Origin of the sequence: Paenibacillus sp. PL2-23, from assembly GCF_040834005.1 — a bacterium.
In the GTDB taxonomy this organism is placed as follows: domain Bacteria; phylum Bacillota; class Bacilli; order Paenibacillales; family Paenibacillaceae; genus Pristimantibacillus.
This window is the reverse complement of the sequence record NZ_CP162129.1, coordinates 666,370-690,524: the sequence shown is the minus strand read 5'-3', so window position 1 is coordinate 690,524 and position 24,155 is coordinate 666,370. Positions and strand designations below refer to the sequence as shown.

Annotated in this window: 22 protein-coding genes and 1 pseudogene; 7 read left to right on the top strand and 16 right to left on the bottom strand. The window is 55.6% G+C overall.

The window, feature by feature from the left end:
• Positions 1-4: 4 nt before the first annotated feature.
• Positions 5-1,423, bottom strand: coding sequence for a spore germination protein (locus tag AB1S56_RS02950; RefSeq protein ID WP_340872757.1), 1,419 nt, complete (start codon positions 1,421-1,423; stop codon positions 5-7).
• 876 nt (positions 1,424-2,299) lie between these two features.
• Between AB1S56_RS02950 and AB1S56_RS02945 the strand changes: the two genes are divergently transcribed.
• Complete coding sequence (locus AB1S56_RS02945; protein WP_340872758.1) at positions 2,300-2,494, top strand: hypothetical protein; 195 nt, start codon at positions 2,300-2,302, stop codon at positions 2,492-2,494.
• A 212-nt stretch (positions 2,495-2,706) separates the two neighbouring features.
• On the opposite strand, the pseudogene AB1S56_RS02940 reads toward AB1S56_RS02945, so the two are convergent.
• The 4 genes and pseudogenes from AB1S56_RS02940 to AB1S56_RS02925 form a co-directional block, all read right to left on the bottom strand.
• Positions 2,707-2,951 (bottom strand): annotated as a pseudogene (locus AB1S56_RS02940) (IS3 family transposase); the annotation flags it as partial.
• A gap of 306 nt (positions 2,952-3,257) precedes the next feature.
• Positions 3,258-4,562 carry an ABC transporter substrate-binding protein gene (locus AB1S56_RS02935; RefSeq protein ID WP_340872759.1) on the bottom strand — a complete coding sequence of 435 codons (1,305 nt, stop codon included), beginning with the start codon at positions 4,560-4,562 and terminating at the stop codon, positions 3,258-3,260.
• Positions 4,563-4,708: 146 nt separating this feature from the next.
• Complete coding sequence (locus tag AB1S56_RS02930; RefSeq protein WP_340872760.1) at positions 4,709-5,542, bottom strand: carbohydrate ABC transporter permease; 834 nt, start codon at positions 5,540-5,542, stop codon at positions 4,709-4,711.
• 1 nt (position 5,543) lies between these two features.
• Positions 5,544-6,449, bottom strand: a complete 906-nt coding sequence (locus AB1S56_RS02925) for a sugar ABC transporter permease (protein WP_340872761.1) — start codon at positions 6,447-6,449, stop codon at positions 5,544-5,546.
• A gap of 172 nt (positions 6,450-6,621) precedes the next feature.
• Here AB1S56_RS02925 and AB1S56_RS02920 point away from each other — a divergent pair, with 172 nt between their 5' ends.
• A complete protein-coding gene (locus tag AB1S56_RS02920; protein WP_340872762.1) occupies positions 6,622-8,493 on the top strand; it encodes a histidine kinase in 1,872 nt (623 codons plus the stop codon).
• On the top strand, positions 8,474-10,120 hold the full coding sequence (locus AB1S56_RS02915) for a response regulator (protein WP_340872763.1): 1,647 nt from the start codon (positions 8,474-8,476) through the stop codon (positions 10,118-10,120). Before AB1S56_RS02920 ends, AB1S56_RS02915 begins: the two co-directional genes overlap by 20 nt.
• A gap of 583 nt (positions 10,121-10,703) precedes the next feature.
• On the opposite strand, the gene AB1S56_RS02910 is transcribed toward AB1S56_RS02915, so the two are convergent.
• Positions 10,704-10,910, bottom strand: coding sequence for a cold-shock protein (locus tag AB1S56_RS02910; RefSeq protein WP_340872764.1), 207 nt, complete (start codon positions 10,908-10,910; stop codon positions 10,704-10,706).
• A 391-nt stretch (positions 10,911-11,301) separates the two neighbouring features.
• Here AB1S56_RS02910 and AB1S56_RS02905 point away from each other — a divergent pair, with 391 nt between their 5' ends.
• Positions 11,302-11,433, top strand: a complete 132-nt coding sequence (locus tag AB1S56_RS02905) for a DUF4023 family protein (protein ID WP_340872765.1) — start codon at positions 11,302-11,304, stop codon at positions 11,431-11,433.
• A gap of 124 nt (positions 11,434-11,557) precedes the next feature.
• Here the strand turns inward: AB1S56_RS02905 and yidC are convergent, their stop codons facing one another.
• Entirely contained in the window at positions 11,558-12,364 is an 807-nt protein-coding gene (yidC, locus tag AB1S56_RS02900) for a membrane protein insertase YidC (protein ID WP_340872766.1), read from the bottom strand.
• Entirely contained in the window at positions 12,259-12,705 is a 447-nt protein-coding gene (locus AB1S56_RS02895; protein WP_340872767.1) for a hypothetical protein, read from the bottom strand. Before AB1S56_RS02895 ends, yidC begins: the two co-directional genes overlap by 106 nt.
• A gap of 113 nt (positions 12,706-12,818) precedes the next feature.
• Here AB1S56_RS02895 and AB1S56_RS02890 point away from each other — a divergent pair, with 113 nt between their 5' ends.
• Positions 12,819-14,294, top strand: coding sequence for an ABC transporter substrate-binding protein/permease (locus AB1S56_RS02890; protein WP_340872768.1), 1,476 nt, complete (start codon positions 12,819-12,821; stop codon positions 14,292-14,294).
• Positions 14,287-15,009, top strand: coding sequence for an amino acid ABC transporter ATP-binding protein (locus AB1S56_RS02885; RefSeq protein WP_340872769.1), 723 nt, complete (start codon positions 14,287-14,289; stop codon positions 15,007-15,009). Before AB1S56_RS02890 ends, AB1S56_RS02885 begins: the two co-directional genes overlap by 8 nt.
• 52 nt (positions 15,010-15,061) lie before the next feature.
• On the opposite strand, the gene bioC is transcribed toward AB1S56_RS02885, so the two are convergent.
• The 6 genes from bioC to bioA are packed head-to-tail and all read right to left on the bottom strand — an operon-like array spanning position 15,062 to position 20,928.
• The gene (gene bioC / locus AB1S56_RS02880; RefSeq protein WP_340872770.1) at positions 15,062-15,916 is read right to left on the bottom strand and encodes a malonyl-ACP O-methyltransferase BioC; all 855 of its coding nucleotides are present in this window, start codon (positions 15,914-15,916) and stop codon (positions 15,062-15,064) included.
• A complete protein-coding gene (locus AB1S56_RS02875) occupies positions 15,879-16,634 on the bottom strand; it encodes an alpha/beta hydrolase (RefSeq protein ID WP_340872771.1) in 756 nt (251 codons plus the stop codon). The genes bioC and AB1S56_RS02875 overlap by 38 nt, the downstream gene beginning before the upstream one ends.
• Positions 16,631-17,809, bottom strand: a complete 1,179-nt coding sequence (gene bioF, locus AB1S56_RS02870) for an 8-amino-7-oxononanoate synthase (protein WP_340872772.1) — start codon at positions 17,807-17,809, stop codon at positions 16,631-16,633. The genes AB1S56_RS02875 and bioF overlap by 4 nt, the downstream gene beginning before the upstream one ends.
• The gene (gene bioB, locus AB1S56_RS02865; RefSeq protein WP_340872774.1) at positions 17,806-18,804 is read right to left on the bottom strand and encodes a biotin synthase BioB; all 999 of its coding nucleotides are present in this window, start codon (positions 18,802-18,804) and stop codon (positions 17,806-17,808) included. Before bioB ends, bioF begins: the two co-directional genes overlap by 4 nt.
• A 40-nt stretch (positions 18,805-18,844) precedes the next feature.
• A complete protein-coding gene (gene bioD, locus AB1S56_RS02860; protein WP_340872775.1) occupies positions 18,845-19,564 on the bottom strand; it encodes a dethiobiotin synthase in 720 nt (239 codons plus the stop codon).
• Complete coding sequence (bioA, locus tag AB1S56_RS02855; protein ID WP_340872777.1) at positions 19,561-20,928, bottom strand: adenosylmethionine--8-amino-7-oxononanoate transaminase; 1,368 nt, start codon at positions 20,926-20,928, stop codon at positions 19,561-19,563. Before bioA ends, bioD begins: the two co-directional genes overlap by 4 nt.
• A 275-nt stretch (positions 20,929-21,203) precedes the next feature.
• On the opposite strand from bioA, the gene AB1S56_RS02850 reads away from it, so the two are divergent.
• The gene (locus AB1S56_RS02850) at positions 21,204-21,671 is read left to right on the top strand and encodes a hypothetical protein (protein WP_340872778.1); all 468 of its coding nucleotides are present in this window, start codon (positions 21,204-21,206) and stop codon (positions 21,669-21,671) included.
• 334 nt (positions 21,672-22,005) lie between these two features.
• Here AB1S56_RS02850 and AB1S56_RS02845 read toward each other — a convergent pair whose 3' ends face one another.
• Positions 22,006-22,497: a pyridoxamine 5'-phosphate oxidase family protein gene (locus tag AB1S56_RS02845; protein ID WP_340872779.1), complete on the bottom strand. Its 492-nt coding sequence runs from the start codon at positions 22,495-22,497 to the stop codon at positions 22,006-22,008.
• Positions 22,498-22,584: 87 nt separating this feature from the next.
• Entirely contained in the window at positions 22,585-23,901 is a 1,317-nt protein-coding gene (gene serS, locus AB1S56_RS02840; RefSeq protein ID WP_340872780.1) for a serine--tRNA ligase, read from the bottom strand.
• Positions 23,902-24,155: the final 254 nt, after the last annotated feature.

Here is a 24,155-nt window from a genome sequence, read left to right as displayed (position 1 = left end):
GGCATCACCCCTTCATCCTTCTCTTGAAGCCTCTCATGGGGAACCTTGCCAGCACGGACTTCCACTTGTCGGCGCGGATGGGGAGCAGCGGCGACCCATAAGGCATCTTAAGCGATTGCATGGAGGCGATATGGCACATCAGAAGCATGACACCAATGACAATGCCGACCAGTCCCATGAGGTAAGCGGCTATCATGAACGGAAACCGCAGCATCCGCACAGCCGCCGCCATATCTTGATTGGGCTGAATGAAGGACGCAATGGCTGTCATAGCTACCACGATGACCATGACATTACTGACCAAGCCCGCTTCGACGGCCGCCTGGCCAATGACAATACCTCCCACTATACCGATCGACTGACCGACCTTCGGGGGCAGGCGAAGACTGGCTTCCCGCAGCATCTCCAGAATAAGCTCCATGAAGAACGCCTCCAGAATGGGAGGAACAGGTACCCGCTCCAGCGAATTAGCCAACGACAGTACAAGGTCGATCGGAATAATCTCATAATGGTACGAGACCGCAGAAATATAGACAGACGGAAGAAATATCGCGATTAACAAGCCTACAAACCGGAGCAGGCGGAAGAACGTAATGACCGGCCACCGCATGCTGCGATCATCTACAGACATGAAGAAAGAGAGGAAGGCCATCGGAGCAAGAAGCACATGGGGTGAATTCCCCATCAGTAAGGCAATCTTGCCCTCTCCAACACCGATAGCGGCCACATCCGGCCGTTCCGTCAGCAGCAGCTGCGGGAACAACGAATAGTTATTATCCTCCAGCTGCTCTGCAAGCTCCCCCATCGTAATAGAGGTCGGTGCGGCTACCTTCATCAGCCGTTCCTTTAGGATGTCGATATTTTCTTGTGATGCTCGATCGGGCAAATAAAGCATGGTTACTACGATTTTGCCATCATCTCCGGTTCGAAGCTGCTCCTGGGCAAAGCTCTCCTCCGGGAGGTGATGGCGAATAAGCGCAATATTGCTGCTATTGGATTCCGTGAAGCCCGAACGCGTTCCCTTTAAGGTCGACTCGTTCTCCGGCTCAATAATTTCCGGTGTAGGCCAAGAGGCAGCATCCAGCAGGTAAGCGGAGGATTCTCCCTCAATATGCAGACAGACTTTACCCTGCCACAGCCCCTTGAAGATTTGCTCCCAGCTCTGAGACTGGCTCCCCTCCAGCGCCTGCAGCAAGGAGCGGACCTGCTCCATCTCCTCCGCCTCAAGCGCCAGCGGCTGTACGATATGCTGCAGCAGCTTATCATCATCGATGGTCGCGCTAAGATAGGCATACTGGACAAGCTGGCCATTGCATTTCAGCCGCATGGATTTCAGAACGAAATCCGACACCTGGGCGAATTGCTTCGTAAGAATGTCTTGGATATTGTCGTCCGCTCGAAGCTGTCCCTTCTGATCTGACATAGCTGTACCCTCCGATCCAGAAGCTGGTGACTAGGTATAATTTGCTTCTTTTGCAGGTTTTTTATGCCAGAAGCAGGAGATCGAGCGGGGACCTCAGCGCAGCTGCAGCCTTCTAATCGGCCGTTCAAAGTTGTAACGGACATTTTCGAACGTTAGAACGACACTTGAGGGCAAGTCGGGGCGTTTAGGACGGCTAAGCGTCCAATTTGACCGTTACATACCGGAAAACGCTAAATTCGAGCTCTAAGCGCATTTTTTGTCCGTCAGGATCGTGGCATCCAAACCGCACGAAAATGATGAGCAACCGCGATTAGATGTATCGCCAAATCGAATTTCGGTTTTCGAATGCTCGAAAACTTAAAAAAAAAAGCGGCGCAAGGATTGGCCCCCTAAACTGGATCCCATGTCAAGGACACTTTGAAAAAAGGGGTTAAGCAGCTCTAAGAAGATGATTCCTGTATTAAACAGGGGTCATCTTTTTTAATCCCCACTATCGGAACTTTGTTATTTAGAGGAATGGAGGGATTACTACGGTGACGGCAGCCAGGCGTGGTCAGTACTCCACTCGAGTTTCTACTTTCATGTTGGGGATGCGGCCGAAGAGTCATTGGTATTTAATTTTTTTATACTTTTTACTATAAATTTAACAACCATCTCCTGGTAAAAAGCGTCTTATAAAGAGAAGGAGGGCGGGCACAAAGTTCCATCGTTAATTAAAACGAATTTCAATGGAATCGATGAGTCTTACACCAGTGGTAATTCATCAGGATTTATAGAATTAGCAGATGTTCAAACCAATGGAGGTATTGGCTACCGTTTGACGAAAGATATCAATTAAACGCTCCAGCCTACCAAGCGAAAGCAGATAATGGACATATGTGGGTATTCGTTCATAAGGATACTACCGAGGGTGAAGATGGGGACTTTAAGTTTACTTACACTCATACTTGGAAATCTGCAGAAATAGGTTATTCCATCACGGCCGGTTATAATACAGGAGCAGGTGCAATTAATATTACCTATACTGATAAAATCAAAAACTTTGTAACCTATTATTCTTTAGGTATGTAACATCATTAGGAGTGAGTCACATGGAAACTGTTATTAAGCTCTTTGAGTTTACTAGCAATGAATCACGAATATCTTCCTTTATAAACTTGGTGATTATTGGATACTTTATGGTAATGGTATATTTGATTTACAAAAACACAAAGAAGTAACAATTGATTCGTAAAAATTCGGACCCTGTCAAGGACACTTGAAAAAGAAGTGGTACTGAAGATTTACGAGGCGGACAATAGATGATTCCTGTATGGAACAGGGGGCATCTTTTTTAATCCCCATTGATATCTGTGGTTATTGTAATAGCGGATATAACGATCGATTTCTTGCTTTAGCTCTTGAAGGGAACGGCAACTACGATGTGCGACATGGTCCTTCATGTGGCCGAAGAACGATTCTTGGGGAGCATTGTCCCCACAGTTCCCCGTCTGGACATCGACTGGCCTAACCCATTCTTCTTTAGTACATTCCCATTACGGTAACATCAAACCCGGGAGCCTCAAAGATCTCTCTAGGTGTTTCACCCATCATATATTCATCAATGAATAACTGTTTAAATTCATCTACATAGGTTATTGCCTTGTCACTAATTTTCTTTACATATCTGTTCTGACATCTCTTCTCGTTCTTCGCCCGTAAACCGCTTCTTGCTCATGATGTTATTCCTCCCTTACTTACCCTAGTATACAAAAAGGTACCCATAGCCTAAACACCTTTTTTCTAAGTGTCTAGTCCATGGGTACCAGTCTACCCTGCACCGCTTTTTTATAGCTTACTTGTCTACAATATCCCGCACCGCTGCGTCCAGCTTGCCGAGAAGCTCGTCGCCCGTAATTTGCTTGCCGAGGTATTCCTGCATCGCCGAGCCCCATTGCTGTGTGATACCGTCCGGGAAGCGATCCCAGTTCCAGCTTTTCACTTGGGCTTGATTCGCTGCGGAGAACGTTGCGAAGTCTCCGGCAATATCGCCTACAGCTGCAGGGTCTGCTTCAATGGAAGTCAGCGCCGGCACAAATTTGAAGTCCGTTGCGATATACTTCTTGCCTGTCTCGGATGTAACCATCCAGTTCAGGAACGCTTTCGCTTCTTCCACCTGGTCGGACTTGCTGTTGACGATCCAGTTGTTCGGCACGCCTGTGAACACGTTCGGCGCGTCCAGAAGCGGCACCGGCATCATGCCAAGGTTCAGCTCAGGATCCACTTCGTCCACCATGCCTTGAATCCAGTTGCCGTGCTGGATGATCGCGTATTTGCCCGCTGCAAATTCCGCCACTTGCGTGTTGTAGTCCGTCGTCAAGGCGTTGTCCTGGCCATTCGCGAACATGATGTCGACCAGCTTCACCCATTCCTTCATGATGGGGTCATCCTTCAGTGTTGCTTTGCCTGCCTTCACATCCTCGATGAACGCCGCAGGATCCGCTTGGTTCGCCAGCGCGATGTTCAGCGTATGAATGCCCATGGACCACCACTCGGAAGTAAGCGCGAATGGCGTAATGCCTGCCGCCTTCAGCTTCTCCGCAGCTGCGGACAGCTCATCCAGCGTCTTCGGCAGCTCGGTAATGCCCGCTTGCTCGAACAGATCCTTATTGTAGGTGAAGCCGTATGCTTCGAGATTCATCGGCATGCCCAGCAGCTTGCCGTCACGCGTAATTTGCGCTTTGGACGCTTCTACCAGATCCTTCGCCCAAGGCTCGCCGGACAAATCTGCCGCGCGGTCCACATAGGGATCGAAGCCTGCCCAGCCGCTGGAGTTGAATATCTCAGGCTCCTCGCCCGCCGCAAGCTCCGCCTTCAGAAGCGCGCTGTAATCCTCGCCGCCGCCGTGCGTCTCGATGTCTACCTTCACGCCGGTTTCCTTCTCATATTCCTCCGCCATCTTCTCAAGCGCTTCCGCGATCTCGACCTTGAACTGGAATACTTTGATCGTTACATCCTTCTTAGGCGCTGCTGTCTGCTCCGCGCCGGACGTCGCTGTGGCGTTGCCCGAACCGCCATTGTTGCCATTGCTGTTGCCGCATGCGCTTGTCAGACCTACCAGCATAACCGCGGATGCGAGCATCATCATCATTTTTTTCATCGAAAAGACCTCCCTGGTATATTCTCGATCTCGCTGCTGTGCAGCGCTTACAACGCCATTATAGCTGTGCAACCGATCGCACAACACCGACGATATTGAACGATTAGGTGTAAAATGTTGACTCCCTGCTGAAACGGGTCAATCCCTTACCCCTTCACCGAGCCTGCCGTGATGCCCTCGATAATGTGCTTCTGCAGGAACAGGAAGAAGATGACGATAGGAATGGTGCTAAGCGTGAGGGCCGCCATGGCGAGGTCCCACTTCCGTAAATATTGGCCGAAAAACTTCTGAACCGCAAGCGGGATGGTCGTCATCGCATCGTTAATGACCAGCACCGGGAGCAGGTAATCGTTCCAAATCCACAGCACATTCAGAATCGCAACCGTTACGCCAATTGGCTTCAGCAGCGGGAACACGATGCGCCAGAAGACGCCGTAAGGCGAGCACCCGTCGACGACCGCCGCCTCCTCGATCTCCAGCGGCACCGACTTGATAAAGCCATGGTACAGGAACATGGACAGCGAGATGCCGAAGCCCATATAGCAGATGACGATGCCATAGAATTCGCCCCGAAGCTCGAACAGCGACGTGATGCGCATAAGCGGCAGCATGACGGACTGGAACGGAATGATCATCGCCGCGACTAGCGCCGTCAGCAGCAGCTTGTTGAAGGTCGTAGGCCGCCTCACGAGCTGGTAAGCCATCATGGAGCTGATTACAACCAGCAGCAGTACGCTGACGGAGGTGATGAGGAAGGAGTTCAGGAACACCTTCGGGAAGTCGATGGCCACCCACGCCCTGCGGAAATTATCCAGTCCCAGTGTTTCGGGCAACGATGCGGCATTGAGCAGGATATCCTTCAGCTTCTTGAACGAGTTCACCAGCAGGAAGTAGAACGGCACGAGGAAGATCAGCGCGGCAGCAATGCCGGTCAGCTCCATGCCGAAGCTTGCAAGCGTATATCTGCGTCTAGTTTCCATATTACGCCTCCACCTCCCGCTTCTTGGTGAACCAAACCTGTGTCACCGTAATAATGGCTACTGCGATGAAGAAGAGCATCGCCTTGGCTGTGCCAAGCCCGTACCGGTTGTTCACCAGCGCCTCGCGGTAGATATTCAGCGCGATCGACTCTGACGAATTGCCCGGTCCGCCGCCCGTCAGCGACAGATTCAGGTCGAACATCTTGAACGCGTTCGAGGTCGTGAGAAACAAGCAGATGGTGATCGCCGGCATAATAAGCGGCACAAGCACCGAGCGGAGCAGCTGCCAGCGTCCAGCGCCGTCGATGCGGGCCGCCTCCAGCAGATCCTTCGGCACCCCGATAATAGCGGCGATGTAGATGATCATCATGTAGCCGGCCGTCTGCCAGACGAACACGATGACAATGCCCCAGAAGGCGGTGTTCGGCGTGCCCAGCCACTGCAGGCTGAAGAAGCCGATGCCTGTCGCTTCACCAATAGCGCTGAAGCCGCGGGTGAAGATGAAATACCAGATATAGCCGAGCAGCAAGCCGCCAATGACATTCGGCAGGAAGAAGATGGTCCGGAGCAAGCCCCGGCTCTTCACGTTCTGCGTCAGCAGCAGCGCCAGCAGGAACGCGACGATATTCGTAATCAGCACTGCCGCCAGCGTGAATTTCGCCGTGAACCAGAATGCCTGCCAGAATCTGGGGTCATTCGTAAGGATGCGCTCGATGTTGGCAAGCCCCGTCCATGCGGCGCCATCGAGATCCAGCCCGTTCCATTCCGTGAACGTATAATAGAAGCCCATGGCGAACGGAGTCAGCACAATGAGTATGAATGCGATGAGGCCCGGTCCGACGAATACCGTCTGCTGCAGCCATTCGCTGAGCTTCGCGGATCTCGGTCCTTGCATTGTTTTGGCCATAGAGGATGCCTCCCTTTTCTCGTCTGTGATCTTAAGTATACGGGTACCGACGGCTCTCAGCGACAGAGGATGATGAACAGCTAGGTGGAATATATTGACCTCTCTTGGGTTTATCGGTTACTGTGAAGGCAGGAGCATCCGCTCCACTTATTGAGCCGATAGGGGTGCGCGCATGAAGTTAAGAAAGCCCTTTCATACCATCCGTCAGAAGCTGATGCTGCTGCTGCTCGCGGCTACCATTCTGCCCATCGCGGTATCGATGATGATCTCCTACCAGGCCACCACACGTTCCCTGACAGAGGATGCCATTGCAAGCAATACCCGCCTGCTGTCGCTGGGCAAAGCAAATGTGACCAATTACATGAACACCATTAATCAGAAATCGCTGGCCGTCTATAACTCTATGAATACGCCGCGGTCGCTCTACTATATTCTGGAGCATGGCATGGAGGACGAGGTGATCCCCAATGATCTCACCGACGTCATCCGCAACCGCAATCTGCTGAAGGATCATCTGTACAACATGTACCAGAGCGTCAGCGAATTCCACAAGGTCCGCCTGTACGTCGTGAAGCAGCAGACCACCTATCTGCTATGGAAGGACGACCTGAAGGTCGGCAAGCACGGCACCCCCGTGGAGCTCACGGCGGCGAAGGCTTACCTGGAGCCTTCCCATCCCAGCCATAACTACGGGCTGTCGCTGAACACAGGAGCGGAGGACGAGACGGTATTCACCCTCCATCGTCCCATCTTCAGGGCGCCAAGCGAGGAGCGGCTTGCCGAGCTGTCCATCGACATTCGGCTGGATGTGCTTCGGGAGCTGAACCGTGAGCTGTACGACGAGGGGCATGAGCAATTCTACATTGCCGACGTTAACGGCGGACTGATTCTATCCTCGAACGGGGATGCCGACTCCACTGTTCCCAGCCCCGAGCTGATGAAGGCTGTTCTTGGCTCGGGAGCTGACAGCGGTTATCTGGACTGGCGGGCAGACGAGTTCGACGGGATGATTTTCTACGAACGGGTAAGCACCTCCTTCATGGATTGGGTGCTCATCAAGCAGACGCCGTACAAGCATCTGTACAGCTCCGCAGACCGTGTAGCGCGGCTTAACATGGCTGTTGGCGCTGCCTTTCTTGGCATCGTGGTCATCGCCACGCTGGCCATCTCGATCCGTATGACGAAGCCGCTGCTCCAGCTGATCGGCTACGTCAACAAAATCGAGACCGGCAATCTGAACGTCACCATTGACGTGGAGAGCAGCGATGAGATCGGTCTGCTGGCCAAGCGGTTCCGCTCCATGATGGCGAAGATCAATCATCTGATCAAGACGGAATACCAGCTGGAGATTGCCAGCAAGACGAACGAGCTGAAGGCGCTGCAGGCCCAGATCAACCCCCACTTCCTGTACAACGCGCTGCAGTCCATCGGTACCGTGTCGCTGCAGAATGGCGATTTCAAGGCGTATTCGCTTATCGCCTCCCTCGGCCGCATGATGCGCTACCAGATGAATACGGCGGGCGGCGTCGTGGAGCTAAGCCGGGAGCTTGATTACGCCAGCGCGTATCTCGACCTGCAGAAGCAGCGCTTCGACACAGCGCTGGACGTGGAGTGGCGGATTGCGGAGGAGAGCCGGACCGTCCTTGTGCCCAAAATGATTCTTCAGCCCCTGCTTGAAAACTTCTTCAAGCATGGCTTCATGCAATCCGGAGAGCCGACGCGGCTGGTCGTCTCCAGTGCCGTCAGCTTAGAGCCGGGCAGCCTCGTGCTGGAGGTAAGCGACAACGGCGCCGGCGTAAGCGACGAACGGCTCGCGGAGCTCCAGCAGCAGCTGGAGCAGCCGCTCGCCTCCCTCGCCGCAAGAGGCGCTTCGGAGGAGGAAGGCGGCATCGGCCTGCGCAATGTGCTCGCTCGCCTGCAGCTCCACCACAGCCCCGATGCTGCCATGCGCCTGAAGCGATCAGAGGAGGGCGGGTTCACCGTCAGCCTTCATATTCCCATGATGCCGGAGGAGGAGACCACCCATGAAAGCTTTAATCATTGACGACGAGAAGCATGTCCGCGACGCCATCCGCCTGCTTGTGGACTGGGGGCGGTATGGCATTACGTCTATTCATGAAGCCAAGGACGGACAGGAGGGCATCGCGCTGATCCAGGAGCATCAGCCGGAGCTGATCTTCACCGATATGATGATGCCGAATACGGACGGCGCCGCCGTCATGGAATGGTCGGCGAAGCATGCCCCCGCCAGCAAGCTGATTGTCATTAGCGGCCATGACGACTTCCGGCTCGTCCGGAACGCGGTCACCTTCGGCTCCATCGACTATATTCTGAAGCCAATTGAGCCTGCGCAGCTGAATGAAGCTATTCTTAGAGCAACAGAGGAGCTGCGCAAGGAGGAGCAGGAGCGTTCGCGAAGCCGCTCCCTTGCTATGGAGCTGAACCGGCTGAAGCCGATGTACGTCGAGCAGTACTTCTGCTCCGTGCTGAACGAGCCGGGTACGCCAGCCGCGATGCCCGCCGAGCTGCAGCGCGAGCTGGGACTGGACGAGCCGCTGCGAAGGCTGCGCGCGGCGCTCGTCAGCCTGGAGCTGTCTTCGCCCGCGGTTCGCGAGAAGTTCGCCGCCTCAGGACCCGATCTAATGTTCTTCGCCCTGACGAACATCGTCAACGAAGTGCTGTCCTCGCGCGCCTCCGGCTACGCCTTCCGGAATTGGGGCAAGGAGCAGGAGCTGGTGCTGGTGCTGTGGGGCGAGGGCGAGTCGGCTCCAGGCCCCATCTTGGAGGCCGTCAACGCGGCCTTGCGCGATACGCTTAGAACGAGGTTCGTCTTCGGCTTGAGCGAAGCGGCAAGCTTCCCCCAAGGAGCAGGCGGCGCTTATGAGCAGGCGAAGCTCGCCCTGCTGCGGCGCAACGTGCTGGGCCCTTCCTCGGATTACGTCCTGTATGAGGAAGCAGCGGTGAAGCGCGGCGCTCCCCTGCTCTCGTTCCACGAGTACGAGGAGCAGATCCGCTTCGCCGTGCAGGGCGGCAGCAAGGATCATATCCAGCGCGCGCTGGGTGCATGGTTCGAGCATATCGAGAAGAGCGGCTTCATCTCGTTCGAGCAGCTGACGCTGTGGCAGGGGCACTTCGAGCTGACGAAGACGCTTTGGGAGCAGCGAGATGGCGATGGCGGCGACGGAGGCGATGCCGGGAATGTCGCTCCCGCCGGGGAGGAGCTGACGCAGCAGCCGCTTCGCATTCCCGTTACGGCCGAGGGGCGCTTCGACTATCCGGCCTGGAAGGAAGCGGTCTATCAGCAGGTGAAGGTTGTGTCCGACCGGATCTTAAGCAAGGACAAGGAGCGCGGCATTATCCGCGAAATTGCGAAGTTTCTGGAGCAGCGGGCGCATGAGGATATTACGCTGCAGGACGTGGCGAACCATTTTTACCTCAGCAGGGAGTATATCTCCAGGAAGTTCAAGCAGGAGATGAACGAGAACGTCTCCGACTATATCGCCGGCATTCGCATGAACCGGGCCAAGGAGCTGCTGGGCAACCGCGCGCTCAAGATTTCACAGGTCGCAGAGCAGGTTGGCTTTCAGGACGAGAAGTATTTCAGCAAGGTATTCAAGAAGTGGACCGGCTGCACGCCGAACGATTACCGCAAGGGGCACTACGGGGAGTAACGAGCAAACCGGGCCGCTCTTACTAAGTTTTTGCGATTCCTCGTGTCGCTGTTGCACCCGCTGATGCTGCTGTAACGACACGAGGTGTGGCTATCGCGTCAATTGTAGTGCTGCAGCGAGCAATAACGACACCAGGAATCGTAGTTGACGCTCGGGAGCCGGTAATTAGTTGAGTAACGACACCAGGTGTGGCTATTGCGTCGATTGTGATGCTGCAGCGAGCAATAACGACACGAGGGATCGTAGTTGGCGCTCGGGAGCCGGTAATTAGTTGAGTAACGACACCAGGTGTGGCTATTGCGTCGATTGTAGTGCTGCAGTGAGCAATAACGACACGAGGGATCGTAGTTGGCGCTCGGGAGCCGGTAATTAGTTGAGTAACGACACGAGTGTGGCTATTGCGCCCGCTGATGCGCCGGCTGTTGCTGTAACGACATCACGTGTGGCTGCTGGCCTGACTAACCTGCTCCTCGCCGCTTAAACGACCCGCTCCAACCATACCTGAGTTAAACCGCAAAAAAAAGCTCCGAGCACCCTTCATCTCATGAAGGAAGCCCGGAGCTTGCCCGTTTGCATGGCTCGATCAGCCCTTCATCTCCGCCGTCGAATTCACTAGCGCCGGCAGCATCTTCTCGCCGCTCACCATCGTTCCATTGCACATAATACAGCTCGGCACCTGCTCGAATGCAAAGTTATCCCTCATCCAGCTGTTGCAGCCCTCGGTTTCGCATGTCCATACCTTCGTGTTCTCAAGCGGAATTTCTTCTAGCGGTTTTTTACGATTGTACATATGGCCAGCCTCCTTCGCGCCAGCGTTGACGCATGCCGATTCCTCGGTCTGCGCCCGCCTCGCAGTCATGTATGTGTGTCATGAGCTTGCTCCCATTGCCTGAACCTCGGCGAGATGAGCCGCGACAAAACGGAAAACTGCCTCTAACGCTATGTCAGCGGGCAGTTTTCTTGTATAGGTTTCCGTCGGCCTTCATCGTCGATCGGCAACAGGAAGTTGAATATTAAATTTCCGTCATTGTACCACTGCAACCGAAATAAGGCAAATTTGATACTCCTGTTCCTAATGTATGAGATACCTGTCCCAAATAGAAGGTTTCGGTATGAACTTTTGTTGAATGGAATACCGCGACTCAGGGGAAAGTGGACATATAGCACAGGAGGTGAGCAGTATGGACCATACCAACGAATTCGTGAGCAAGGTGCAAAATACGCAACAGAAAGCCGAGAAAAACAAACGGACGCAAGGCGCAGGCACGCCAAGCCACCAGTTATCGAACAAGCAGCACAGCACGAACAAGTAAGCCGCAAGTCAAGCATCAATAGCTGAGCCGCCCTTGGTCTGTTAGGGGCAGCTAATGAAGAGGCCTGCTCCGCCGCCCGGCGCTGCAAGCCTCTTCTATTTCCAGATATTGTGCCATTCACTTGTTAGGTTTTGCGGGCCGTTTCGGCTCGGGAAGCTGCAACTGCCGGCTCTGATACTTCCGCACTAGAGTCCTTTGGGTACAGCTTGACAAGCAAATAAGACTGCCCGATCATGAACAAGCTGCCGGTTACCCAGTATAATGATATCGCGGCTGGAGCCCACAGGGCGAAGAGTCCCATCATGATCGGAGAGAGATACCCGAGGAAGGCTAACTGCTTCATTTGGGCCGAGTCATTCCCGATCTTTGATACTTTGAACTGGGCGAAATTTACAAGTGCCGCCAGTATCGGCATGATGATATCCGGCTCTCCCAGCTGAAACCATAGAAATTCGTGTGTCGCCATCTCCGGCGTCATCAGAATCGCAGAATACAAGCCGGTTAGTATGGGCAGCTGTATGAGCATGGGCAGACAACCAATTGCAAGCGGATTGAAGCTGTGCTTCTGATACAGGGCCAACATCTCCTGCTGCTTCCTGGCCAGGCTGTCTGTATCCTTCAGCCCCTTGTACTTCTCTTCAAGAGTCTTCAGCTCAGGCTGCATGACGGCCATCTTGCGCCTTATGCTCTGCTGGGACTTGGCTTGACGCAGCATAAGAGGGAACAATACCACTCTGATCAAAAGCGTGATCGCCATGACAGCGAAGCCGTAATTATCGTTAAGCAGTCCAGCTAGCGAGCTGATCAGCTCCGAGAGCGGATAGATTACATAATGATTGAATACGCCAGGCGTATCCTCGGCAATCGTGCCCGAAGCCGAGCCGCAGCCCGGAAGAGCCAATAGAATGACAATACACAATACAATCGACAATAGACGGGTCCCGTTCCTGCGGGATGGATGAAGTATTCGCGCTGGCATAGACAGCCTCCTCGTTGGTTTGTTTCGCTTAGGTCCAACGAGGCTGGGCAATCCGCCTCCTCCTCCTCCGGAGCATCCTTCCGTTTCACATATCGAACAAGCCATTGCCTGCGAGACCCCATGATCTCCAAGCCATGCGATGCAGAAGGCAGCGGCAGATCATCCTCCGGCATTTTCATGCGGTCGAACAAGCCATCCGCGTGCAAATTCACCGTATACAAGCCGGCAACAGCACAGATCCAGCCTATCGACAGTAAGTACGGCAGCCACTCTTGAAGCTCCAGCTCGAACATGCTTCATCCCCCCTTCCTGGCTAAGTAATACGTCCCTGAACTGGATATAGTAACAAATGTTGATAACATGAAACATCAGATCATGAAGCAAAGAAAGAAGGCATGCTGGATTTATGCGCAAAAAAACTTGGATTCGCTTCATCTATATCGTCTTGGTCTCGGCCTTGACGCTTCCCGGCCTGCTGCTTAGCGGAAGCTCGGCGTCAGCCTCGGCACCGGCGCCGGTCATCGGCGATAAGGGAACCATTGTTATGGGCACTTCGCCCGACTACCCGCCCTACGAGAACGTTGACGCCCTGAATAACGGCGAGATCGTAGGCATGGACATCGACATCGCCAATTTCATAGCCGCGCGGCTCGGGTATAAGCTGGAGATCGAAGCGATGGACTTCAATGGGCTGATCGCCGCCTTGCAGACGGGACGCGTCGATTTTGTCATGTCGGCGATGTCTGTCACGGAGGAGCGCAAGCAGAACGTCGACTTCTCCTCCACCTATTATGTCGCCCGCAACACCATTGTGTCCCGGGCAAGCGAGCCGCTGGAGACGCTGGAGGCGCTGAAGGGCAAGTCCGTCGGCACTCAGCTCGGCTCCACGCAGGATTCCTTCGCGGAGACGCTGGAGGGCATTCGTCTAATGAAGCTGAACCGGATTCCGGATCTGATCCAGGAGCTGAATTCGGGACGGCTGGACGCCGTTATCGCGGAAGACGCTGTTGCGGTGGAGATGGCAGCATCGAATCCGAATCTGATCGTCAGCTACCTGCCGCCTGGAAGCTCGGAGGACGGATACGCCATCGCCTTCCCGAAGGGCTCCGAGCTGGTCGCCTCCTTCAACGAGGTGCTGGAGGAGATGAAGGCGAACGGCCAGATCGACGCGATCACGACCAAGTGGTTCCAGGAGAAGGAAGCCGCTGAAGAGAGCACCTTCCTGAATCTGAACTTCAGCGTGCTGAAGGGGTATATTCCATTCATGCTGAAGGGCGTTTATGTGACTTTGCTGTTCACGCTCGTGTCGGCCGCATTTGGCTTCATATGGGGCACCGTGCTGTCCCTGTTCAAAATATCCGGCATCAAGCCGCTGGAATGGTTCGCAACCGCGTATACGTCCGTATTCCGCGGCACGCCGCTGCTGCTTCAGCTGTTCCTGATCTATTTTGCAACCCCGCAGCTGACGGGCTACGATATATCGCCGCTGCTGGCGGCCGGTCTCGCGTTCGGCCTGAACTCCGCTGCGTACTTGTCGGAGACGATCCGCGGCGGCATCATGGCGGTCGACAAGGGACAGCGCGAGGCCGCAATGGCGCTTGGCGTCCCTTACTGGACGATGATGTTCCGCATCATACTGCCGCAGGCGGTCAAGACGATTCTGCCGGCGCTTGTGAACGAATGCGTCGCGCTGCTCAAGGAGTCGTCGCTCGTCTCCGTCATCGGCGTAATGGATATTATGCGAAGAGCGAACGTCGTGCAGGCCACGGAGTTCCGCGCGCTGGAGGCGCTGCTGTTCGCCGGCCTGATCTACTACGTGCTTGTGCTTATTCTGACATCGCTCGCCCATATGCTTGAGAGGAGGCTGCGCCGCAGTGATTAATGTAACCGAGCTTACCAAAACGTACGGCAAAAACCAGGTGCTGAAGGGCATCACGACCACCGTCCGGCAGGGCGAGGTTGTCGCTCTGATCGGTCCGTCCGGCTCCGGGAAGTCGACCTTCCTGCGTTGCTTGAACCTGCTGGAGACACCGACATCCGGCATGATTACGATCAACGATGTGGAGCTGACGAGCAAGCATGCCGATATAGCCGCGGCGCGCCAGCGCATCGGCATGGTATTCCAGCATTTCCACCTGTTCCCCCATATGACGGTTATGGACAATATTACGTTCGCCCCTCGCAAGGTGAAGGGTCTCTCCGCCGAAGCGGCGCGGGAGAAGGCGCTTGCGCTGCTGGAGCGCGTCGGGCTGTCCGACAAGGCGGACAGCTACCCGTCCCGCCTCTCCGGCGGGCAGAAGCAGCGTGTCGCGATCGCCCGCAGCCTGGCGATGGAGCCCGACATCATGCTGTTCGACGAGCCGACCTCCGCGCTGGACCCGGAGATGGTCAAGGAGGTGCTGGCCGTCATTCAGGGGCTTGCAAGCTCCGGCATGACGATGCTCATCGTCACGCATGAGATGAAGTTCGCGCGCGAGGCCGCGGATACGATTTATTTTATGGACAATGGCAAGCTGGTGGAGCAGACGCCTCCGGAGCAGTTCTTCAGGAATCCTCAGAGCGAACGCGCCCGGAAGTTTCTGGAGCAGGTGCTGTAACAAAGGAACAGCTAAGCCCGCCATGTAACGGCTGATGTTATCCAACCCCCCTCTAGCTTCGCGGCAAGGTCGCATGGATCAGAAGCAAATCATAAGTAGCCTGTATGCCGCCGGGGACGCGGAAGGCTTGCTCGTACTGTTCAAACATTCGTTCGAATAGCCATCTCGAGCCGAGTCCCGGAGACGAGGCTGCTTGCGTCACACTGGCTCCCACCGCTTTGATCGATTGGAGGAAGGCTCTAACGTCGGGGTGGAGCTCAACCTGCTTGGCTTGTTGGAGCTTGATGCTGACGAAGCCGCTTGTTTGCAGCAAGGACTGCCAGTGCTCCGCCTCGGGAAAGCTCAGCCCATGGCGCTGAGGCTCCATGCCTGCGGCACGGTAAGCTTGCTCGAAGGACTCGTGCAGCTCGCGGAATGTGCTTGGGCCAAACGTTGTAAAAGCAAGCAGCCCGCCCGGACGCAGCAGCCGTCTCAGCTCTCCCAGCGTCATCCTCGGCTGGCGGAGCCATTGGAAGCACGCGCTGGAGACGATGAGATCCAGCGATGCCGACGGAGCGCCGGGCGCCCACGCTTCAACATCTTCCAGCAGAAATCGGTGCCGGGAGGAATCGAATTTTGTGCAATGGGCCATCGCTTTCGTCTTGGCTGCCTGCAGCATGGCAGGCGCAATATCCAGCGCCGTAAAGGATGAGGCCGTCCAGCTGCGAAGCAGCCTCTCAGTCAGATAACCCGTGCCGCAGCCGATCTCGAGTATATCGGGATGGAGGGGGCCGCTATATGCCGTCGCCTGCCGTAGAGAGCTGTCCAGCCATTCAGCCATTCGACGCTGGACATGAGCATACGCGTCGTACGAGCCTTCCGCGCTGCGGTTAAATTGACGCCGGATTCTGTCCGCTCTGCCCTCCATACCACCAGCTCCTTATCGCTTCCGCCACTTCGGTTTCTCTCCCAAGAAAAGGAACATGCCCGCATCCAGTCCATCCCGACAGCTTAGCCTGCGCCGTTCGAGAAGCTATCTCCTCCGCAGCGCCGAAGGGACACACCCTATCGTCGTGTTCATGCACCAGCAATATCGGGTGACGGATCAACGTCAGTCGGTCCGTATAATCCTCCGTGCGCAAAATCCGAAGACCGGCCATCAACGCCTCAGCGGACCAACTGCCTGCCGGAGGGAGCAGCTCGCCGCGTCCCGCTTCCCACTCCGCATCCGTGCACAGGCTCCGGCGGAATAGCCCCTCAATGGTTGGGCGATCCTTCGCGATTGAAGCAAGCATTTGCCGGAGGTAAGAATCGGGCCAGCCTAGCTCCCTCTGATGCGATGGACGGACGAATCGGGCCGTACCGGCGAGCAGCAGAAGTCCATCCGCAGCTCCTTGCACGCCTAGCCGCAGCGCAAGCAGCGCTCCGAGCGACCACCCTGCGACAAGAAGCGGCCCCTTGCAGCGGGAGTCCTGCTCCGTCCATTCGGCAGCCGCACGTTCGACCCTCTGGAATATCTCCTCTGGCGTCACCGCCTGGCTGTAATCTACAGACTTATGTTCAAAGTCCGGCAGCTCCAAACGGAGCCGGTCGAACACGGAGTCCGGCATGCTCCATCCCGTCAGCCACAGAATCGTTGCGCTCATAAGCCCAGCGCTCCGACCATGCGCCCCGCACGAGTGATCCCATGAACAGCACCGAGCAGTCCCTCCTTGGTGTGCGATGCCGACAAGGAGAATCGGATCCGCGCCGTACCCGCAGGTACGGCAGGAGGCCGGATGGCAACCCCGAGAATACCTTCCTCCTCCAGAGCAGAGCTGAAGCGCAAGGCCGCAGCGCTGTCCCCCACCAGGATCGGAATAATAGGCGAAACGCCGTCGCCCGCCTGAAAGCCGGCATCCCTAAGCGCTGCCCGGAATAACCTGCTGGCTTCGGCAAGCCGTTCCCGCCGAACGCCCTCCTGCTGCACGAGCCTCAATGCCTCCGCGATGCCCGCGAGTAACACAGGCGGCAACGCCGTCGAATACACGAACGTACGGGCTTTGTTAAGTAACCATCGGATGAGCATGCTGCTGCCGCTGACATACGCGCCATATACGCCAAAGGCCTTGCTGAACGTACCCATATGCACGTCCACCTCTTGGTGCAGCCCAAGCGAATGGCACAGCCCTTCCCCCTTCAGGCCATAGACGCCTCCGGAGTGCGCCTCGTCCACCATCAGCATCGCGCCGAACTCGCGCTTGAGTTGTATAACCTCATCCAGCAAGGCATGTTCGCCATCCATGGAGAATACCGCGTCCGTGACGATCAGCTTGCGCCTCGCAGCGCGATGCTTGCTTAAGAGGTACCGCAAATGCTCCATGTCATTATGGCGGTAACGAGCATGCTCCGCGAGGCTGAGCGAAATACCGTCTACGATGCTGGCATGATTCAGCCGGTCGCTGAATACAGCATCGCCGCGCCCAACAAGCGCGCTGATCACACCCACGTTGGCCATATATCCATTTCCGAATACGAGCGCCGCCCCGCTTTGCTGCCAGTCAGCGATCGCTTCCTCCAATTGACCGCCAATCGAGCGGCTTCCGGTCACAAGTCGCGAAGCGCTTGCGCCAGTCCCGTGCACGGCCAGCGCATCCCGCATGGCTTCCACAATCGCCGGATGGCCGGACAGCCCGAGATAATCATTGGAGGACAGATCGAGCAGCGTGCGTTCACCCCGCACAGTGAAGCCGGGGCGCCCCGGAGCCGGCTCGCAGCTTAGCAATGTGCGTTCCAGCGAATCGCTTGTAAGCTTCTCGAGACCTTCAGCCATCCATTTCATAAGGCACATCGCTCAATTTCGAAGCCGAGATCTTCTATGAGCAGATGGTCAGACGTCACAGCCTGGCCCTCCGTCGTCAAATAATCGCCCACGAATAATGAATTTGCCGCGTACAGCGACAGAGGCTGCAAAGAGCGAAGGTTCACCTCACGGCCTCCAGCAACTCGAATTTCTTTGGCCGGACATACAAGCCGGAACAAGGCCAGCACCTTAAGCGCCTTCATAGCGGGCGTGCGTTCCGCCTGCTCAAGCGGGGTTCCAGGGATGGCATTTAAGAAATTGATCGGAATGGAATCGGCGTCGAGCTCGCGCAGCGCGTAAGCCATCTCTACGATTTCCTCATTGGTTTCGCCCATGCCGATAATGACGCCCGAGCAGGGGGACATGCCTTGCTTTTTGGCCCGCTCAACCGTCTCCACCCTCTGGTCGTACGAATGAGTCGTTGTTATGGAGGGGTAGTTCGCTCTGCTCGTGTTCAAATTATGGTTATATCGGTGCACACCGGCATCCGCGAGCCGCTGGGCCTGATCATCCTTCAGAATGCCTAAGCAAGCGCATATTTTGAGCGGCATTGTGGCTCGGATTTCTTGGACTGCGTCGACGACCTGATCTAGCTCTCTGCTCGTCGGTCCTCTGCCTGCCGCTACAATGCAATACGTGCCTGCCTGGCGCGCCATCGCTTCCCGCGCCCCGGCAAGAAGCGTCTCCTTGTCCAGCAGCGTGTACTTCTTGATCGGCGCCGTCGACACGATGGATTGCGAGCAGTAGCCGCAGTCCTCGGGGCATAGACCACTTTTGGCGTTGATGATCATATTGAGCTTGACCTTCTTGCCGTAGTAATGCTTCCGCACGGCGAAAGCGGCGTGCAGAAGGGGCAGCACCTCATCGTTGTCGGCCTCCAGCACGGACAGCCCTTCCTCCAGCGTCAGACACTCGCCGTTCAGCGCTTTCTGCGCGAGCAGCCCCCAGTCTGAATGTGTTGAAGTCGTATTCATAATTCCCTTCCCTCCTGTTACTGAATAACACGTTATATCTTTATTCATGCGAGGCTGCCAGCACTCGCCCGATATGCGCAAGATCCAGCGTCTCCTGCGCGGCTCGAACCAACGTCTCCCGATTCAGGTCGCCAGCCAGTCGAGGGAAACAGCCAAGCACCTTCAAGCCGCCGAACAGCTCGATGAGCTTCGTGTTAGAGGCCGTGCTTGGGTCGTCGGCTGCCGCAGGACCCTCATTCAGCACAACGCCTACAATGGGGATTTGGCGCTGCCGCAGGAACGCCGCAGTCAGCAGTGTATGATTAATCGTGCCCAGTCCAGCGCGGGCAACAATCAGCGCCGGCACCTGAAGCTTCGCCATCAAGTCCACTATCAGAGCGTCTTCAGCAAGCGGTACGGCCACGCCGCCCGCTCCTTCGATCAACAGCGTCTCATATCGCTGCGCGAGCGGCTCCCCAGCAGACATCACCATTTCCAGCGTGAGCGTCAAGCCGGCCAGCCTGGCGGCCAGCATAGGAGCGAGGGGCGCCTCCCAAGAAAACGGAGCGATTGCCTCAGGCTGCTCGTCGAGGCCGGTCCATCGCAGCAAACATTCGGCATCAGTCATCCCGTTGCCCATCAAACCTCCGGACTGCACGGGCTTCCATACGCCTGCATGCCATCCCTTCTCTCGAAGCGCGGCTGCTACCGCCGCCGTCACCACTGTCTTGCCTACACCGGTGTCCGTGCCTGTCACGAAGATCCCCCGCCAGCGCTTCATCCTTCCCGTCCCCAGCCGGCTTCCGTGACATCGCGAATCGCCGTCGCAAGAATACGGATCATAGCTTCCAGCTCGGCTTCGGTACTGACAAGCGGAGGGATAAGAACAATGACATTCCCCAGCGGTCTCGTCAGCATCCCTAGCTCCCGAGCCCGCTGGCAGACGCGAACCCCGATCCGCTCCTCCCAAGCGTATGGCTCACGGGACACCTTATCGCGTACGAGCTCGATGCCGATCATCAGACCCTGCTGGCGAATATCCCCCACATGAGGCCAATCAATCAACGCAGACAGCTTGGTCGCCGCGAACGCCGCTTTCTCAATCACGCCTTGCACGATGCACCGTTCTTCCAGCAGCTGCAGACTGGCCAGTGCAACGGCGCACCCAAGCGGATTCCCCGTATAAGAGTGGCCGTGGAAGAATGTCTTCTGCTCCCTGTAGTCGGCATAAAACGCATCGTACACTTCCTCAGTCGCCAGCGTAGCGGCAACAGGCAAGTAGCCGCCGGTCAGCCCTTTGCCCACAATCATCAAATCGGGCGACACCCCTTCAAGATCACAAGCGAACATAGCCCCCGTTCTGCCGAATCCCGTGGCCACCTCGTCGGCAATGAGCAGGACGCCGTACTCGCGGCACAATTCCGCCAGTCCGCGCAAGCACCCCGGCGGCATGATGATGATGCCGCTGGCCCCTTGCACAATAGGCTCCACGATAAGCGCCGCTATCTCATCCCCCCGCGACTCCAGCAAATCACGCAGTGCTGCAAGAGTCGCTTCCATCGCTCCCGCCGCTCCGCCCTCGTGCCGGTAAGCGTTCGGATAAGGCAGGACGTGCGCGGGGAACAGCATCGGACGGAAGAGGTCGTGGTACAGCGGAATGGCTCCCACACTGACAGCGCCAATCGTATCGCCATGATAGGCCTGATTCATGGTGATGAAGGACGATTTGCCAGATATGCCGCGATTGCGCCAATACTGGAACGCCATTTTGATCGCAATCTCGACTCCCGTCGCTCCCGCATCCGAGAAGAACACTTTCGTCAGCCCCTCAGGCGAGATCCGTACAAGCTGATCCGCCAGCTGGATGGCAGGCACATTGGCCATTCCCAGCAGGGTGGAATGAGCGACACGCCCCAATTGTTCGGTTATCGCTTGATTCAACTCCGGCACATTGTGCCCGTGCACATTCAGCCAGACCGACGAGAAGCCATCATAGTAAGCGCGTCCCTGCAAATCGTAGAGCATGATGCCATCCCCTCGTTCGATAATGAGCGGGTCGGCGGCGTTATAATCTTTCATTTGGGTAAAAGGATGCCATAAGTACGCCTTGTTTAAGGCAGTGAGCTGTTCGTATGTCGCAGTCATAAGGGGAATGCCTCCTATCACAATGTTTATTGTTAACCTAGTTAATATAAATTTAAGTTAACAATAGAACAAGACCATTGTAGCAAGCTCCATCGTTCCTGTAAAGGTAAACATACACAAATGTTCCGCTATCTCGTACAGCCGGAACACTCCCGAGTAATCATTTATTTCTTATTTTTAATTTCCACGTCGTGCAACCTTATGGATTATTTTTGTGTCAGAATATTTAGGAAGTAATTAGGTGGAAGTGTATTCTTTGGTGAAGGGGTGCTTAAGTGAAGAAACAACGTGGCTTATTATTGTTGGCTTCATTACTACTGGTATCTTTGGCGGCGTGCAGCAGCAGTAACTCTAACTTAGATCAAACGAGCGGACAAAACAGCGGAGTAAGTGAGATGGAAGCTGCTGCTCCAAAAGAGGTGGAGAACGAGGTTGTGTATCTTGATCAATTCCAACTGACGGGCGATGAACTGGAGTTAGTTAAGATTGCAAACCTCGCAGCTGAGCACCAGAATAATGGGGATGAGCAGGCTTACTTTTCTCTTTTCGATTCCAAGCGAGATCCCAACATGAAGATGGCTTCTCATACGATTACAGGGATGTTATTGGAATCGGCAAGTGTCAAAAGCGAAACCAGCGCTCTCCTTGTGGCTTTGGTAACCACCGTGGAAAACGGAGAAAATACAAGGTTATACCGTTTTACAAGAGAGAACGACGAGTGGAAGATTACCGATATTGACTGAGAAAAACGTCTGACGGCCCTTAATTAAAACTTTCGGCGTCGTCATTATCTCAGCTGAGCTTCTAACGGTCGTAAAAAACCTTAAGACGAGTCTAATCGACCATCCGAAGCTGTAACGGTCATTTTCGATTGTTAGAACGACAATGGAAGTAAAGTCGGTGCGTTTAGGAGGGCTAAGCGTCAAGTTTGCCCGTTACAGGCTGGAAAGCGCTACATTCGAGCTCTAAGCGCATTTTTTGTCCATTAGCGTCGTGGCGTCCAAACCGCGCGAAAATGATATGTGGTGTGTGGAAAAAAAGGCCAACCCATTTAAAGGGTTGACCTTTTATTGCGGTTCACTTCAGCTCCACCAGCTTATTGAGCGAGGTGCCTTCGGTATTTTTGCCCAGCAGCCGGTTGAACATAAAGGTGATCATCTTGAACTTGTTGCCGATATCCCAATATTCCGCCGTCTCGGCCTTCACCTTGATCAGCACCAGATTGGGGTCGTCATAGGTGGTCTCCAGCAGCTTCTCGTAGGCCGGGCTCCAGAACTGCTTCACCTTCTCAACGCTTTGCACCAGCTCAGCCTCGCCTCGAATGGATACATAGGATTTGCCTGCGTAAGCCACATTGACCTGGCGATTATGCAGCAGCTCGTGGAACTTCCCGGTATCCTTCTTCGTCAGAAACCATAAATCTCCGTCGAACTCCACGTCTTGGGTCTGCATGGGCCGGGACACCAGTCCCTCCTCCGATACCGTCGTCAGCATCGCCGTCTCAATGCCCTTGATCAGCTCCCACACCTTCTGTACCGCTTCCTTGTTATCGGACTCCAGCTTTGTCACTCGGCTCACCTCTTGATTGTTGGTTTACGCAGTAGTATCTCACATCTTGCGCTCCTTCAATCGTCAGATCCTACATTAGGTCATCCGTCACTCCGCGCGGAGCTCGCTCATTCCATTCATATAGGGGCGAAGAGCCTCCGGAATGTGGATCGAGCCATCCTCCCGCTGATGGTTCTCCAGCAGGGGAATCAGAATGCGCGGGCTTGCGACCGCCGTGTTATTGAGCGTATGGCAGAAGCGCAGCGTTCCCTTCTCGTCGCGATAACGAATGTTCGCCCTGCGCGCCTGGAAATCATGCAGATTCGACGACGAATGTGTCTCCCCATATGCCGCTCGGCTTGGCATCCACGTCTCGATATCGTATTGCTTATACGTCTTCTGCGACATGTCTCCCGTGCAGACTGCTACTTGCCGGTAAGGAAGCTCCAGCTTCTGCAGCAGCTCCTCGGCGTTAGCGGTAATCTCCTGAAGCAGCGTCTCCGACAGCTCCGGATCAGCCCTACAGAGCACGACCTGCTCGACCTTGGCGAACTGATGGACGCGATACAGCCCCCGCACATCTCGCCCCGCAGAGCCTACCTCGCTGCGGAAGCACATCGATGCCGCTGCCAGCTTGATAGGCACATCCAGGTCCACGACCTCTCCTGCATAATACATGACTAGCGGAACCTCCGAGGTGCCTACCAGATACCGCCCCTCCCCCTCTACGCCGTATGCCTGCTCCTTCCCTTGAGGAAAATAAGCCGTCGCCGCCATCGCCGCCTCTTTCGCCATAAGCGGCACCTCCAGCGGAGTGAAGCCCTTCCCGATGAGCAGCTCCAGCGCCAGCTGCTGGACCGCTCTGTGAAGCAGCACGCCTGCGCCCTTCAAATAATAATGCCGGCTGCCTGCCGCCTTCACGCCTCGTGGAACGTCAATGAGGCCATGCAGCTCTCCCAGCTCTATATGATCCCGCGCCTCGAATTCGAACAGCCTCGGCTCCCCTACCCGCTTCCGTTCAACATTGTCCTGATCCGAGCGCCCCACCGGCGTATCCGGCGACACGACATTGGGTACGCGCTCGCATAGCTCGGCAACGCCTAGCTCGGCAGCACGCAGCTCCTCGGCGAGCTCCGCTAGCCTAGCGTTGACGGCGATCATCTCCTTCCGCAGCCTATGCGCTTCATCCGAGTCTGTTGGCGCTTCCCGCCGGGATAGAGCCGCCTGGCCCTGTAAGGCCATAAGCTGTCCAATCTCATGCGACAGCCGATTACGTTTCTCTCTAAGCGCGTCCGTCTCCCGCTTCAGCCTGCGCCTCTCTTCATCCCTCCGCAGAAGATCGTCAATCGAAACCGCAATCCCCTTCTGCCCAGCAACCGCCTGTACTTCTTCCGCATGCTCTCTCAACCATTTCATGTCCAACATGTACACCGCGCTCCTCTTCATTAGTGGAAAAAATACAAAAAGCGCCCTCATCCCACATGGGACGAGGAGCGCTTCTCTCGCGGTGCCACCCAAATTAACCGGACCTGTGCACGGACCCGATTCTCTTGATCCACTGTAACGGGCGGGCCCGGTAAACTTAGGTAGACGAACGCTGTTATTCCCTTGCGTCGCCTCTTGACGAGTACGCCTCCGAGTTGGATGCTCTTCACTGGCATAATGTCCGTATCGAATTT